Source organism: Roseateles sp. GW821-FHT02E12 (assembly GCF_059421665.1).
In genome coordinates, this window is the sequence record NZ_JBWKVK010000002.1 from 657,347 (window position 1) to 671,106 (window position 13,760).

The window sequence follows — 13,760 nt, forward strand, 5'->3', positions numbered from 1 at the left end:
CACGGACCCGAAAGCATCAGATGAATAAATTCAGCAAACTGCGGGCGATCAGCCTGGCCGGACTTGGCTCGCTCATCGCGGCGTCTTCCTTCGCCCAAGAGGGCGGTTATGCCTACGGTGGCGTCGCGGCGGGCCAGTCACGCGCCAAGATCGACGCGGAGCGCATCAGCGCCGGCCTGCTCGGCGCAGGCCTGACCACCACCTCGATGACGCGTGACGAAAGCTCCGGCGCCTACAAGCTCTTCGGCGGCTACCAGTTCAACCGCAACTTCGCGGTTGAGGGCGGCTACTTCAAGCTTGGCAAGTTCGGCTTCAACACCGTCACCACGCCGCCCGGTACGCTCAGCGGCCAGATCAAGCTGCAAGGCTGGAACCTGGACCTGGTGGGCACGCTGCCGATCACCGAACGTTTCTCGTTCATCGCCCGTGTTGGCGCGCAGAGTGCGACGGCGCGTGACAGCTTCCAGGCTACTGGTGCGGTGAGCATGCTCAACCCGAGCCCGAGCAAGCGCGAGCTCAACTACAAGCTCGGGGCCGGCCTGCAGTACGAAGTCACCCGTAGCTTGTTCGTGCGTGGTGAAGCCGAGCGTTACCGCATCAACGATGCCGTAGGCAACCACGGTGACGTCAACATGGTGTCGCTCAGCCTGGTGCTGCCGTTCGGCCGCTCACCCGAATCCGTGCCTCGCATGCCGATGGCACCGGCCTACGTGGCGCCGCTGCCCGCACCGGCGCCCCCGCCGCCGCCGCCGCCGGTAGCCGCCGCGCCGGTCGCGGCGGTCGTACCGGCCGTGGCCCCGGCGCGCCAGCGTGTCAGCTTCGCCGCCGACTCGCTGTTCGGCTTTGACCAGTCGACGCTGCGCCCGGAAGGCAAGCTGGCGCTCGACACCTTCGCCCGCCAGCTCAACGGCACCGAGTTCGACACGGTACGGGTGGAAGGCCACGCCGACCGACTCGGCTCACCTGCCTACAACCAGAAGCTGTCCACGCGTCGCGCCGAATCCGTGCGAGACCACCTCGTCGCATCGGGTCACATCCCTGCCGGCAAGATTTCGGCAGTCGGCAAGGGCGCGACGACCCCGGTCACGAAGCCGTCGGACTGCAAGGGCAGCAAGCAGACCCCGGCGCTTGTCGCCTGCCTTCAGCCCGACCGCCGAGTCGACGTCGAAGCCACCGGCATGCGCTGAAGCACCAGGGCCCCTCAGTGGCCCGTCACGCGCAGGCCCAGCAGGGCCAGCGTAGCCAATCCGAACACCAGCGTCAGCCCCCGCCAGAACAGCAGGGGGTGGCGCTGCTGCAGCGGAGTGCGGTCACGGTTGGTGAACTCGGCGCCTGGCGCGTGGAGGTCATGCACGAACTCCGATAGTGCCTGCTGGCGCCGTGAGGTTTGAGGCTGCAGGGCCTTGCGCAGCACGCGGTCCAGCCACTCGGGCAGGTCGGGGCGGCGGGTGCGCAGCGGCACGTACTGCAGCTTGTGCAGGTCGCGCGCGCCGCGCACCTGCGGCACCTGCAGGCCATAGGGCAGGGCGCCCGTCAGCATCTGGTAGGTCAGTACGGCCAGCGAGAACAGTTCGGACAGCGGCGTGCCGCCATCGCCGGTGAAGTACTCGGGCGCCGTGTACTGCAGCGTGCCGGCGATGTCCGTGGCGCGTGCGTCGCCCAGGCCTTCGCTCAGGCCCGCGACATGGGCCGAGGCGAGGTCGATGAGGACGACGGTGCCCTGGCGGTCGATCATCAGGTTTTCGGGGCGCAGGTCCTGGTGCAGCATCTCCTTGCGATGCAGGGCCTGCAGGCCGCGGGCGATCTGGTCCACCAACTGGCGCACTTCGTCGAGCCCGGGGCGGGGGTGGTCGGTCATCCACTGCGCCAGCGTCTGCCCGGCGATGAATTCCATCGACGTGAACAGGTGTTCGCGCCGCTTCTCGGGCGGCGCGGCCTTGATGACGTGCGGGCTGTCGATGCGGCGCGCTACCCATTCCTCGGTCGCGAAGCGGTCCAGCGCCGTCGCGTCGTTCGCCAACTCGGCAGAGGGCAGCTTGAGCGCCCACTCGCGCCCGTCCGCGTCGACGGCCAGCACGACCTGGCTGCGCGCGCTTGCATGCAGTTCGCGCACGATGCGATAGCCCTCGAACTCCATCCGTGGCGCCAGCCGCGGCGGCAGGCGCAGGCGGTCGCGGCGCACCGGCGGCGTGAGCTGGTTGGGCAGGGATTCGACGCGGGCCAGCATGACGGTCGCGTTGTCCTGGCTGCCGCGCGCCAGCGCTGCGGCCACCAGTGCCTGCGCAGCGGCCTGCAGGTCGGCGCCATGGCGGGCGACGGTGCTGAGCACCTGCATCGCGTCCAGATGCTCGTAGGCGCCGTCGGTGGCGAGCAGGAAGGTCTCGCCAACCTCGGTGGGCCAGCAGGCGTGGTCGATCTCGAGATGCGGGCTGATGCCCAGCGCGCGGCCGAGATAGGTCTGGCCGCCGTCCAGGCGCACGCGGTGGTCCTGGCTCAGCTGCTCCAGCGCCGTGTCGTGGATTCGGTAGACACGCGTATCGCCCACATGCAGCAGGTGCACCTCGCGGCCCTTGAAGACGAGGGCGCTGAAGGTGCAGACATGGCCGCGGTCCTTGTCGAAGCGGCCGTCGCCGCGCTGGGTCTGGGCATGCAGCCAGCCGTTGGTGGCGGCCAGCACGCATTGCGCGGCGCGGCGCACCGTCCACGCCTCGGAGGTGCCGTAGTAGTCCTCCAGGAAGCCGCGCACGGCGGCCGCGCTGGCGACCTGGCTGACCGCGCTGCTGCTGATGCCATCGGCAATCGCCAACGCGATACCGCGTGAGCGGCGCTGCGCGTCGGTCGGCAGCGCCGCGCCGTGGAAGTCCTGGTTCAGCGGCTTTGGGCCAGCCTCGGAGTGCTGGCCCAGCGTCAGCCTCAGGGCTGCGCCCATGGCCGGATCAGCTCAGTACGCGCTTGGGCGCCGTCTTGTAGTGGGTCGCGTACAGCGACAGGCCGACGAAGGTGAGGCCGCCCACCAGGTTGCCGACGACGGTGGGGATCTCGTTCCAGATCAGGTAATCCATGATCGTGAACTTGCCGCCCAGCATCAGGCCCGAGGGGAACAGGAACATGTTGACGATGCTGTGCTCGAAGCCCATGTAGAAGAACACCATGACCGGCATCCACATGCCGATGGCCTTGCCCGACACCGAGGTGGACATCATGGCCGCCACGACACCGGTGGACACCATCCAGTTGCACAGCACGCCGCGGATGAAGAGGGTCAGCATGCCGGCGGCGCCGTGGGCTGCGTAGCCCACCGTGCGGCCTTCGCCGATGGTGCCGATCTTCTGGCCCACCAGGTTGGGCGCCTCGCTGAAGCCGAAGGTGAAGATGATGGCCATGAAGACGGCCACCGTCAGCGCACCGGCGAAGTTGCCGAAGAACACCAGCGTCCAGTTGCGGAACACGCCGCCCCAGGTCGCGCCCGGGCGCTTGTCCAGCACGGCCAGCGGCACCAGCGTGAACACACCGGTCAGCAGATCGAACCCCATCAGGTAGAGCAGGATGAAGCCGACAGGGAACAGCACGGCGCCCAGCAGCGGGTTGCCGGTGTTGACGCTCACCGTCACCGCGAAGGCCGCCGCCAGCGCCAGGATGGCACCCGCCATGTAGGAGCGGATCAGCGTGTCGCGGGTGGACATCAACAGCTTGGATTCACCCGAATCGACCATCTTGGTCACGAACTCGGTGGGTACAACGTAGGCCATGGTTTGTCTCCTCTATCGCTTATGGAATGTTCAACGCAGCGCGACGAGCACGCGGCCGTCCTGCACCTGCACGGCATGGGCGCGCACCGACTGCTCGGGCGCCTCCAGGCATTCGCCGGTGCTCAGATCGAAGTGGTTCTTGTAGAGGGGCGACGCGACGACGATGCGCTCGCCGAGGTTGCCCACCAGGCCGCGTGCCAGCACGCTGGCGCCGGAGCGCGGGTCGATGTTGTCGATGGCGTGGAAGCTTTCCTGGCCGACGCGGAACACGGCCACATGGCGGTCGCCCACGCGAGCGGCAACACCGGTGTTGGGCAGGATGTCGTCGACGGCACAGATGGGGGTGTAGGTCATGTCGGGTCCTTGATCAGGCGGTGGCTTCTTCTTCACGCTCTTCGGCACGCGCCGGGCGGATCTGCCCGCGCTCTTCCACGAAGATGATTCGCTCGTCCGGCTTGTCGCTGTTGACGAAGGAGCGGAAGCGCTGGCGCACCTCGGGTGTGGTGACGGCCGTCTTCCATTCGCATTGGTAGGTGTCCACCACGGCCTGCATCTGCGCTTCCAGCTCGGCGCCCAGGCCCAGGCTGTCGTTGATGACGACGTCCTTCAGGTAGTCCAGGCCACCTTCGAGGTTGTCGCGCCAGGTGCTGGTGCGCTGCAGGCGGTCGGCCGTACGCACGTAGAACATCAGGAAGCGGTCAATGAACTTGAGCAGGTCGGCCTTGCTCAGGTCGCTGGCGATCAGCTCGGCGTGGCGCGGCTTCATGCCGCCGTTGCCGGCGACGTACAGGTTCCAGCCCTTCTCCGTGGCGATGATGCCGACGTCCTTGCCCTGGGCTTCGGCGCATTCCCGTGTGCAGCCGGAGACGCCGAACTTGATCTTGTGCGGCGCGCGCAGGCCCTTGTAGCGGTTCTCGATCTCGACGGCGAGGCCCACCGAATCGTCCACGCCATAACGGCACCAGGTGCTGCCTACGCAGCTCTTCACGGTGCGCAGCGACTTGCCGTAGGCATGGCCGCTCTCGAAGCCGGCGGCGATGAGTTCTTCCCAGATGAAGGGCAGTTGCTCGACGCGGGCGCCGAACATGTCGACGCGGGCACCACCGGTGATCTTGGTGTACAGGCCGTACTTCTTGGCGACCTGGCCGACGGCGATCAGGCCATCGGGCGTGACCTCGCCACCCGGCATGCGCGGCACGACGGAGTAGCTGCCGTCCTTCTGGATGTTGCCCAGGTAGTAGTCGTTGCTGTCCTGCAGCGCGGCCAGTTGGGGCTCCAGCACGAACTCGTTCCAGCAGGACGCGAAGATGCTGGCCGCGGCGGGCTTGCAGATGTCGCAACCCAGGCCCTTGCCATGCTTGGCCATCAGGTCGCTGAAGGTCTTGATGCCGCCCACGCGGATCAGGTGATACAGCTCCTGGCGCGAATGCGGGAAGTGCTCGCAGATGTGGTTGTTGACGGCCATGCCGCGCTTGGCCATCTCGAACTTCATCACCTGGGTGACGAGCGGCACGCAGCCGCCGCAGGTGGCGCCGGCCTTGGTGCAAGCCTTGAGCGCACCGATCGTCGTCGCGCCATCGCCCACGGCCGCGCAGATCTGGCCTTTCGTGACGTTGTTGCACGAGCAGAGCTGGGCGCTGTCGGGCAGGGCGTCGGGGCCGATGCCGACCTTGGCCTTGCCATCGCTGCTGGGCAGGATCAGGAACTCGGGGTCGGCAGGCAGCTTGATGCCGTTCAGCGCCATCTGCTGCAGCGTGCCGTACTCGGCCGCATCGCCCACCAGCACGGCGCCGAGCAGCTTCTCGCCGTCTTCACTGACGACGATCTTCTTGTAGACCTGCTTGCGCTCGTCCACGAACTGGTAGCTGCGGCAGTTGGGCGTCTTGCCGTGGGCGTCGCCGATGCTGGCCACGTCCACGCCCATCAGCTTGAGCTTGGTGCTGAGGTCGGCGCCCGGGAAGGCCGCTTCGGCGTCACCCGCGATGTGGCGGGCCGCCACGCGGGCCATCTCGTAGCCTGGGGCGACGAGGCCATAGGTCTGCTCGTTCCAGGCTGCAACCTCGCCGACGGCGTAGACGTTGCGGTCACTGGTGCGGCAGTGGTCGTCGACGACGACGCCGCCGCGCGGGCCGATGGCCAGCACGCACTGGCGGCCCAGTTCGTCACGCGGGCGGATGCCGGCGGAGAACACGATCATGTCGGTTTCCAGCCAGGTGCCGTCGGCAAACACCATGCGGTGGCGTGCCATCGCGCCGTCGGTGATCTCCAGCGTGTTGCGGCCGGTGTGGACCTGCACGCCGAGGTCTTCGATCTTCTTGCGCAGCACGCGGCCGCCGCCGTCGTCGATCTGCACGGCCATCAGGCGCGGGGCGAACTCGACGACGTGCGTCTGCAGGCCCATGTCGCGCAGCGCCTTGGCGCACTCCAGCCCCAGCAGGCCGCCGCCGATGACGACGCCGGTCTTGGAGACGGCGCCGCTGGCCTTCATGCCTTCCAGGTCCTCGATGGTGCGGTAGACATGGCAGTGAGGCCGGTCGCGGCCCGGCACCGACGGCACGAACGGGTAGGAGCCGGTGGCCAGCACCAGCTTGTCGTAGTGGACGACTTCGCCGTCGGCCAGCGTGATGGTGTGGTCGCGGCGCTCGATGGCGACGGCCTTGGCGGCCAGGCGCAGCTTGAAGCCGCTCTTCTCGAAGAAGCCCGCCGGCACGAGCGACAGGTCCTCGGCCGACTTGCCTGAGAAGAACTCGGACAGATGCACGCGGTCGTAGGCGGGGCGCGGCTCCTCGCACAGCACCGTCACCTGCACGTCGGCACCGGCAGGGCCTTCGGCGAGGGATTCGAGAAATTTCTGGCCCACCATTCCGTGGCCGATGAGGACGATGTGCATGTGTGTTCTGGCGAAGCAGGCTGCGCCGACCGGGCTTTGCGCGGCCAGGTCGGAGCGACCAATAAGAAGGCCCCGAGAGCAGCGGTCTGCTCGGTCGGGGCCGGAAGATGAGGTTCGCCGTCTTTGGCGATGCTTCTGCGGAAGCAAAGGGCCGCTTCAGCGCAGCGCCTCAGGCAGAGCTCCGCAAGACGCATGCCTGCGCCTGAAATGGGCATCGCCCTGGGGATTGACCGCTGCGCGCGTCGGCGCGGCACTGGCGCGGTGCGGCGGCGCGCACCGTGGCGGGGCGTATCGCCCCGTCAGCGGGCCGGGCGGTCCAGCATGACCTCGAGGCCTTGGGCGTTCAGCTCGGCGTCCAGCGCCAGCCAATCCGCCGCCGCGGCCATGTCGCCGCGATAGCCGTGGCCTTGCACTCGAGCCAGATAGGCGGCCAGCAGGCCGCCTTTGAGCGTTTCGTGGCGGTCGTGTGCATCTTTCAGCAACAGGGCCAGGGCCACCATCTCGTCCACTTGCTCCAGCATCACGTCGGCGAGGCGCCGCACCTCCGCCACCGAGCCGCCGATGCGGCCGTAGTGCGTGACCTGCATGGCCAGCGGCTCGGCAGCCAGCAGGCGGGCCACGGTGGCCTTCAGCGCCTCCGGCTCGAACTGCACTGGCGTGCTCGTCGGCAGGATCCAGGCGCGGCCGTCGACGTCGAAGGCGCGGTAGGACAGGCCAAAGGTGTCGCCGGTGAACCAGCTGCGGCTCCGGGCGTCCCAGATCGCGTGGTGGTGCCTGGCGTGGCCCGGCGTGTCGATGAGGCGCAGCGGTCGGCCGGCGAGGTGGATGACCTGCTCGTCATGGCTGGCCTCGGCGCGCTCGGCCGGCACCGGCACCAGCTTGCCGTAGGAGCGTTGCATCTCCTCCTCGCCGTAGACAGCCAGCGCGCCCAGCCACAGCGCCTTCGGGTCCACCATGTGGCGCAGGCCACGCGGGTGCACCAGCACGCGGGCTCGCGGCAGCGCCTGCGTCAGCAGGCCCACGCCGCCGGCATGGTCCAGGTGCACATGGGTGGGGATGACCCAATCCACTGCGTCCGGCGTCAGGCCCAGCGCGGTCAACGATTCGAGCAGGCGAGGCACCGCGTGGTTGGTGCCGGTGTCGATGAAGGCGGCGCGGCCTTCCTCGACGACCAGATAGGCCGCATCGAAGCGCGGGCGCTGGAAGCCGGTGTCGATGGCATAGATGCCGTCGCCGAGGTCTTCGAGGAAATCGGGCAACTGAGCGGGCAACTGAGCAGACATGGGATGCGTTTCTAGAATGGCCGGCACGATAGCCCAAGGAGGCCCGCTTGGCCGTTCACGAGATTCTGAAGATGGGCGACCCGCGCCTGCTGCGCGTTGCCCAGCCGATCACCCAGTTCGGCACCCCCGAGCTGAAGGCGCTGATCGCCGACATGTTCGAGACGATGGTCGCCGCCAACGGCGCCGGCCTGGCGGCGCCACAGATCGGTGTCGACCTGCGCCTGGTCATCTTTGGCTACACGAAGAATGTGCGCTACCCCGACGCGCCGCCGGTGCCGCCGACGGTGCTGATCAACCCGGTCATCGAGGTGTTGGACGGCGGCCGCACCGAGGGCTGGGAGGGCTGCCTGTCCGTTCCTGGCCTGCGTGGCGTCGTCGAGCGCGACGAGCGCATCCGCTACACCGGCTTCGACGCCGATGGCCAACCCATCGACCGCATCGCTGACGGCTTCCACGCCCGCGTGGTGCAGCATGAGTGCGACCACCTGGACGGCATCCTCTACCCGATGCGGGTTACCGATTTCAGGCGCTTCGGCTTCACGTCCGTGCTGTTCCCGGAGCTGGACCCGAATGCCGACGACGATTGATTGATCAGGCTCCGGGAGCGGCTGACGCACCCGGCAGACATGAAATCTTTGTAAGCGCCGTCCACCGCTTGCCAGGCTGATACGTTAGCTTCGCGCAAAGGAGCCTCCATGGCCACGCTCGCCGAATCCAAGCTTGTTCTGACCCGCCGCACCTGGCGCGTCCTGGCACTGACCCTGCTGGTCGCCATCGCCCCCGGCGTCAAGGCGCAGGACGCCGGCCGCGACCCGCCATCGCGCGCCGCCCGCGTCGTCGATGTCGTCGGCGATGCCTGGCTGTTCGACAACGACACGCGCGAATGGACCCGCCTGACGCGCAACCAGACCGTGGGCGAGGGTGACCGTGTTCGCACCGACGATCGCGCCCGCGTCAGCCTGCGCGCCGGCTCCACGACGATCTGGGTCGACGAGCGCAGTGACCTGGAGCTGAGCCAGCTCGACGAGGGCCAGACGGTGCTGCAACTGGACCGCGGCGACGTGGCGCTGCGCCTGCGCTCACCCGAGAACGCCGCCGAAACGCGGCTGCGCACCCGCGAGGGCGTGGCCCAGCCGGAGCGCGATGGCCTCTACCGCGTTGAACAGCTCGACCGCGGCAGCAAGCTCTATGTCTGGCAGGGCCGCATGCGCTTTGAATGGGCGCGCGGGGCTTCACCGGTTGCCCTGAGCACCGGAGAGCAGATCGAGCTCTGGTGGCCGGACGGCCCGCGCGCCGAGCGCTCGCCGCTGTACAGCGACGCCTTCGGCGACTGGGTGCTGGCCGAAAGCCGCGAGGAGGGCGACCGCCCGGTGGCTCGCTACGTATCGCCGGAGATGACCGGTGCCGAGGACCTGGACCGCTATGGCCGTTGGGAGACCGCGCCCGAGTTCGGCACGGTCTGGATCCCGACCAGCATCGCCGTTGCCGACTGGGCGCCCTACCGCTACGGCCGCTGGGCCTGGTCGCGCCACTGGGGCTGGACCTGGGTGGACGATGCGCCCTGGGGCTTCGCGCCCTTCCACTATGGCCGTTGGGTGAGCTGGGGCGGCCGCTGGTGCTGGGCGCCGGGCACCTATGTGCATCGCCCCGTCTACGCGCCGGCCCTGGTGGGCTGGGTGGGGGGTGGCTCCGTCAGCGTTGGCATCAGCGTCGGCAATCGCCCGCCGCCACCGCGCTTCGGCTGGTATCCGCTGGCGCCGCGCGAGGTCTACCGGCCGGCCTATCACCACAGCCCACGCTATGTGAACCGCATCAACGACCCGCGCGACGTGCGCGACCCGGTCACCGTGCAGCGCCCGCACCGCTACCGCGACGTGCCGACGGCCGTCAGCACGCTGCCGGCGCCGGGTGCTGCCATCCAGCCCATGCCGGTGCGCGGCCCCGACCGCCGCGCCGAGCCCGGCTGGGGCCGCCCGCTGCCGACCGCGCCAGGCCGTGGCGACCTGGCTGCCGTGCTGCCGACGGCACCGACGCGCCCGCCCGAGACGGTGCTGCCGCGCCAGCGTGACCGCGAGCGTGAGCCCGGCGTCGGCTGGCGCAGCGAGGGCCAGCTGCCCTTGCGCCGCGACAACCGTGGCCCCGACGTGCAGCCGCAGGTGCCCATGCCCGCCGTGATTCAGCCGGCCACGCCAGCCATCGTCCAACAGCCTCAGGCGCCCCAAATGCGCCCCGGCTTCGAGCCGCAGCAACAACGTGGCGGGGACAACATGCCTTGGCGAGCACAGCAGCAGCAACGCGAGGCGCAACAGCAGCAGCAACAGCAGCAGCAGCGTGAGTTGCAGCAGCGGGAAACCCAGCAACGCGAGATGCAGCAGCGAGACCTGCAGCAACGCGAGATGCAACAGCGCGAGATGCAGCAACGTGAGATGCAGCAACGCCGCGAAGAGTTCCAGCGCCGCGCGCCCCAGCTGGAGCCGCAGCGTCAAGCCGAGCCTCAACGCCAGCCCGAGCCTCAGCGTGTGCAGACGCCTCAGCCTCAGCCGCAACCTCAGCAGCAGGCCCAGCCCCGCGCCCAGCCGCGCGACGAAGGCCCGCAGCGAGGCCGCCAGGACGGCGTGCCGACACGCGGCGACAAGCCGCGTGACCCCAAGCAGCAGGAGCGCTGAGGCGGCGTTCTAGACGAGTGGCTTGAGCGCCGGCCAGACGTTGTCCAGCATCTGCGGGTGCGCCTTGGCCAGCGGGTGGATGCGGTCGGGCTGGAACCAGTCCATCGCATCGGCCCGGTCCGCCACGCCCTTCAGCAGGAAGGGCACGAGGCCGGCCTTGGTCTGCTTGGCAACCTCGGTGAACAGGCCCTCGAAGTCGCGCGCATAGCTGGCGCCATAGTTGGGCGGCACCTGCATGCCGATGACGATGACCTTGGCGCCGGCCGCCTGGGCGGCTTTCGCCATCGTCAGCAGGTTGTCTCGCGAACTGGACAAGGGCAGGCCACGCAGCGCGTCATTGCCGCCGAGCTCGATGATGACGATGGCCGGCTTGTGCGTGCGCAGCGCCACCGGCAGCCGGCTGCGGCCGCCGGCGGTCGTGTCGCCGCTGATGCTGGCGTTGACGACGCGGTGCGGTTTCTTCTGCGCGGCCAGCCGGACCTGCAGCAAGGCCACCCAACCGTCGCCGGCCTTCAAGCCGTACTCCGCCGACAGGCTGTCGCCGACGACGAGGATGACGGGCGCCTCGGCCGCGGCCATCGACCCTGACGTCCAGCCGGCCAACAGCCCCAGGCTACAGTGCGCCACCATTGCCCGCCGACGCAGTCCCGACATGCCCGAAGTCCTTGTCCAAGTTGATCAGATCACCAAGCGCGTGCGTGACGCGACCGGGGAGCTGACGATTCTGCATGACATCAGCTTCACGCTGACCGCACGGGAATCCGTCGCCATCGTCGGCGCCTCGGGTTCGGGCAAGAGCACGCTGCTGGCCATCCTGGCCGGCCTGGACACGCCGAGCAGCGGCACCGTCAATTTGCGCGGCCAGGACCTGTTCACGCTCGATGAAGATCAGCGCGCCGCCGTGCGTGCCCGCGAGCTGGGTTTTGTGTTCCAGAGCTTCCAGCTGCTGCCGAACCTGACGGCACTGGAGAACGTCATGCTGCCGCTGGAGCTGCGCGGGGACCGCGACGCCCGAGACCTGGCCGCGGCCATGCTGGGCCGTGTCGGCCTGGCCGAGCGCCTGGGCCACTATCCGCGCGTGTTGTCCGGCGGCGAGCAGCAGCGCGTGGCGCTGGCCCGCGCCTTCGTGCTGCGCCCGGCCCTGCTGCTGGCCGATGAGCCCACCGGCAGCCTGGACTTCGCGACCGGCGCGTCCGTGATGGCGCTGATGTTCGAGCTCAACCGCGAGGCCGGCACGACGCTGGTGCTCGTCACCCACGACCGCGAGATCGCCACGCGCTGCGAGCGCCAGCTGCGCATCGAGGCGGGCCGCCTGGCCGCATAAGGAAAAAGCCCGCTGACCTTGCGGTCAGCGGGCTTGTCTTTCAGCTCAGCGGCTTACTTGCTGAACGTGTAGTCCGTCTTGGCCTTCTTGATCAGGCCGTCCTGGAACTCGGCCATCTTCTGCTGCTCGATGCGCTGCTTGATCTGCGCCTTGACGTCGTCGAAGGCCGGGAAGGTGGCCGCGCGGGTGTCTTCGAGCTTGATGATGTGATAGCCGAACTGGCTCTTCACCGGCTCCTGCGTCATCTCGCCCTTCTTCAGCTCGACCATGGCTTTGCTGAACTCGGGCACGAAGTTGTTCGGGTTGGCGAAGTCCAGGTCACCACCGTTGGCTGCGGAGCCGGTGTCCTTGGAGTTCTTCTTGGCCAGTTCCTCGAAGTTGGCGCCGCCCTTGATCTGAGCGATCAGGGCCTTGGCGTCTTCTTCCTTCTCCACCAGGATGTGGCGGGCGCGGTATTCGTTGCCGGTGTTGGCGGCCTTGAACTTCTCGTACTCGACCTGCGCGTCCGCGTCGGTGACGGGGTTCTTGGTCTTGTAGTCTTCCATCAGGCCGCGGATCAGCAGCATCTGGCGGGCCAGGTCCATCTGGGCCTTGTAGTCGGCCGTCTGCGGGACGCCGCGCTTCTCGGCTTCCTGAATGAAGATCTCGCGGCGCACGACCTCGTCCTTGACCTGGGCTTCCAGCTCGGGCGAGCGTTGCTGCTGGCCGCTCTTGGTGACCTGCTGGATCAGCGTCTCGACGCGCGCCTTGGGCACGGGCTTGCCGTTGACGGTGGCGACGTTCTGCGCGACTGCAGCAGCCGGCAGCAGGGCCGAAATGGTGGCCGCGACGACGGCGGCGAGCGCAAACTTCTTCATGGGTGGGGAATGTGGGTCAGGCTAAAAAAATCGCGCCCGGAACGGGGCGCGCGGTTCAATCACGCTCGACCTGGTTCAGGGTTCACCCGGGGCGCGGGCGTCGATGGCCAGCGCGTGGATGCCGCGCTGCATCAGGTCGGACAAACAATGATAAACGAGGCGGTGACGGGCCAATCTTTGCAGCCCGGTAAAGCGATCCGACTCGACAGCCACGTGAAAGTGGCCACCCTCGCGCGCACCGGCGTGGCCGGCATGCTGGGCGCTGTCGTCGCGGACGCTCAGCGCGCTCGGTGCCAGTGCCGCGCGCAGCCGCGTCTCGATCTCCAGGGCCAAGGTCATGGCTTGCTGTCCTCTTCCGGCGGCAGGTGCTTGCCGAGGTACAGGCCCTGGGCCAGCGTGAAGACGACGATGAGGCCGGTCACGCCGAAGACCTTGAAGTTGGCCCAGGTCGACGTCGTGAAGTGGTACGCCACGTAGAGATTGGCCACGCCCATGGCGGCGAAGAACAGCACCCAGGCGCGGTTCAGGCGCAGCCAGATGATGTCGGGCAGTTGCAGCTCGGTGCCCAGCATGGCCCGGATCAGGTTCTTGCCGAACCAGGCCTGCGAGATCCACAGCGTCAGCGCCATCGCCCAGTACAGGCCGGTGGGCTTCCACTTGATGAAGGTCTCGTTGTGGAACCAGACCGTTGCCGCGCCGAGCACCACGACCAGCGCCAGGCTGATCCACAGCATCAGGTCGATCTTCTTGCCGCGGATCTTGAGGATGGCGGCCTGGGCCAGCGTCGCGACCATGACGACGAGGGTGGCCAGCAGCACCGGCGCTTCCTGGGGCCCGACGACACCGCCTTGCACCAGGAAGCCGAAATGCTGGGTCGCAAAAACGGCGGCTGCATCCGGGCTGCCTTCGGCGCCCTTGAAGACGACGAAAAACAGGATCAGCGGGAGAAAGTCGAGCAGTAACTTCATCTTGAATGTCGGTCGAGGACAGA

The 13,760-nt window shown here is 68.3% G+C and carries 13 protein-coding genes; 4 read left to right on the forward strand and 9 right to left on the reverse strand.

Going from position 1 to position 13,760, the window contains the following annotated elements:
* The first annotated feature begins 20 nt into the window (after positions 1–20).
* Positions 21–1,187 carry an OmpA family protein gene (locus AC07V5_RS13825; RefSeq protein WP_495116254.1) on the forward strand — a complete coding sequence of 389 codons (1,167 nt, stop codon included), beginning with the start codon at positions 21–23 and terminating at the stop codon, positions 1,185–1,187.
* A 14-nt stretch (positions 1,188–1,201) separates the two neighbouring features.
* On the opposite strand, the gene AC07V5_RS13830 is transcribed toward AC07V5_RS13825, so the two are convergent.
* The 5 genes from AC07V5_RS13830 to AC07V5_RS13850 all read right to left on the reverse strand — a co-directional run bounded on the left by AC07V5_RS13830 (position 1,202) and on the right by AC07V5_RS13850 (position 7,922).
* A complete protein-coding gene (locus AC07V5_RS13830) occupies positions 1,202–2,929 on the reverse strand; it encodes a bifunctional protein-serine/threonine kinase/phosphatase (RefSeq protein ID WP_495116255.1) in 1,728 nt (575 codons plus the stop codon).
* Positions 2,930–2,936: 7 nt separating this feature from the next.
* A complete protein-coding gene (locus tag AC07V5_RS13835) occupies positions 2,937–3,749 on the reverse strand; it encodes a formate/nitrite transporter family protein (protein ID WP_495116256.1) in 813 nt (270 codons plus the stop codon).
* A gap of 30 nt (positions 3,750–3,779) precedes the next feature.
* Complete coding sequence (gene nirD, locus AC07V5_RS13840) at positions 3,780–4,103, reverse strand: nitrite reductase small subunit NirD (protein WP_477894310.1); 324 nt, start codon at positions 4,101–4,103, stop codon at positions 3,780–3,782.
* A 13-nt stretch (positions 4,104–4,116) separates the two neighbouring features.
* Positions 4,117–6,639 (reverse strand): nitrite reductase large subunit NirB, encoded by a 2,523-nt coding sequence (gene nirB, locus AC07V5_RS13845; RefSeq protein WP_495116257.1) that lies wholly within the window; start codon positions 6,637–6,639, stop codon positions 4,117–4,119.
* 299 nt (positions 6,640–6,938) lie between these two features.
* On the reverse strand, positions 6,939–7,922 hold the full coding sequence (locus AC07V5_RS13850; protein ID WP_495116258.1) for an MBL fold metallo-hydrolase: 984 nt from the start codon (positions 7,920–7,922) through the stop codon (positions 6,939–6,941).
* 47 nt (positions 7,923–7,969) lie between these two features.
* Here AC07V5_RS13850 and def point away from each other — a divergent pair, with 47 nt between their 5' ends.
* Together def and AC07V5_RS13860 are read left to right on the forward strand one after the other, a co-directional pair.
* Positions 7,970–8,509 (forward strand): peptide deformylase, encoded by a 540-nt coding sequence (gene def, locus AC07V5_RS13855; protein WP_495116259.1) that lies wholly within the window; start codon positions 7,970–7,972, stop codon positions 8,507–8,509.
* 108 nt (positions 8,510–8,617) lie between these two features.
* A complete protein-coding gene (locus AC07V5_RS13860; RefSeq protein ID WP_495116260.1) occupies positions 8,618–10,588 on the forward strand; it encodes a DUF6600 domain-containing protein in 1,971 nt (656 codons plus the stop codon).
* A 9-nt stretch (positions 10,589–10,597) separates the two neighbouring features.
* Here the strand turns inward: AC07V5_RS13860 and AC07V5_RS13865 are convergent, their stop codons facing one another.
* Positions 10,598–11,242: an arylesterase gene (locus AC07V5_RS13865; protein WP_495116261.1), complete on the reverse strand. Its 645-nt coding sequence runs from the start codon at positions 11,240–11,242 to the stop codon at positions 10,598–10,600.
* On the opposite strand from AC07V5_RS13865, the gene AC07V5_RS13870 reads away from it, so the two are divergent.
* The gene (locus tag AC07V5_RS13870) at positions 11,241–11,912 is read left to right on the forward strand and encodes an ABC transporter ATP-binding protein (RefSeq protein ID WP_495116262.1); all 672 of its coding nucleotides are present in this window, start codon (positions 11,241–11,243) and stop codon (positions 11,910–11,912) included. The two genes, AC07V5_RS13865 and AC07V5_RS13870, sit on opposite strands and share 2 nt — an antisense overlap.
* A 53-nt stretch (positions 11,913–11,965) precedes the next feature.
* On the opposite strand, the gene AC07V5_RS13875 is transcribed toward AC07V5_RS13870, so the two are convergent.
* From AC07V5_RS13875 to AC07V5_RS13885, 3 genes are all read right to left on the reverse strand, one after another.
* Positions 11,966–12,769, reverse strand: coding sequence for a peptidylprolyl isomerase (locus AC07V5_RS13875; RefSeq protein ID WP_495116263.1), 804 nt, complete (start codon positions 12,767–12,769; stop codon positions 11,966–11,968).
* A gap of 75 nt (positions 12,770–12,844) precedes the next feature.
* Positions 12,845–13,108 (reverse strand): BolA family protein, encoded by a 264-nt coding sequence (locus AC07V5_RS13880; RefSeq protein WP_495116264.1) that lies wholly within the window; start codon positions 13,106–13,108, stop codon positions 12,845–12,847.
* The gene (locus AC07V5_RS13885) at positions 13,105–13,737 is read right to left on the reverse strand and encodes a septation protein A (RefSeq protein ID WP_495116265.1); all 633 of its coding nucleotides are present in this window, start codon (positions 13,735–13,737) and stop codon (positions 13,105–13,107) included. Before AC07V5_RS13885 ends, AC07V5_RS13880 begins: the two co-directional genes overlap by 4 nt.
* Positions 13,738–13,760: the final 23 nt, after the last annotated feature.

Coding starts and splice junctions, on each gene's coding strand:
- AC07V5_RS13825 (WP_495116254.1), top strand. CDS start 21: ATGAATAAATTCAGCAAACTGCGGGCGATCAGCCTGGCCGGACTTGGC.
- AC07V5_RS13830 (WP_495116255.1), bottom strand. CDS start 2,929: ATGGGCGCAGCCCTGAGGCTGACGCTGGGCCAGCACTCCGAGGCTGGC.
- AC07V5_RS13835 (WP_495116256.1), bottom strand. CDS start 3,749: ATGGCCTACGTTGTACCCACCGAGTTCGTGACCAAGATGGTCGATTCG.
- nirD (WP_477894310.1), bottom strand. CDS start 4,103: ATGACCTACACCCCCATCTGTGCCGTCGACGACATCCTGCCCAACACC.
- nirB (WP_495116257.1), bottom strand. CDS start 6,639: ATGCACATCGTCCTCATCGGCCACGGAATGGTGGGCCAGAAATTTCTC.
- AC07V5_RS13850 (WP_495116258.1), bottom strand. CDS start 7,922: ATGTCTGCTCAGTTGCCCGCTCAGTTGCCCGATTTCCTCGAAGACCTC.
- AC07V5_RS13860 (WP_495116260.1), top strand. CDS start 8,618: ATGGCCACGCTCGCCGAATCCAAGCTTGTTCTGACCCGCCGCACCTGG.
- AC07V5_RS13870 (WP_495116262.1), top strand. CDS start 11,241: ATGCCCGAAGTCCTTGTCCAAGTTGATCAGATCACCAAGCGCGTGCGT.
- AC07V5_RS13865 (WP_495116261.1), bottom strand. CDS start 11,242: ATGTCGGGACTGCGTCGGCGGGCAATGGTGGCGCACTGTAGCCTGGGG.
- AC07V5_RS13875 (WP_495116263.1), bottom strand. CDS start 12,769: ATGAAGAAGTTTGCGCTCGCCGCCGTCGTCGCGGCCACCATTTCGGCC.
- AC07V5_RS13880 (WP_495116264.1), bottom strand. CDS start 13,108: ATGACCTTGGCCCTGGAGATCGAGACGCGGCTGCGCGCGGCACTGGCA.
- AC07V5_RS13885 (WP_495116265.1), bottom strand. CDS start 13,737: ATGAAGTTACTGCTCGACTTTCTCCCGCTGATCCTGTTTTTCGTCGTC.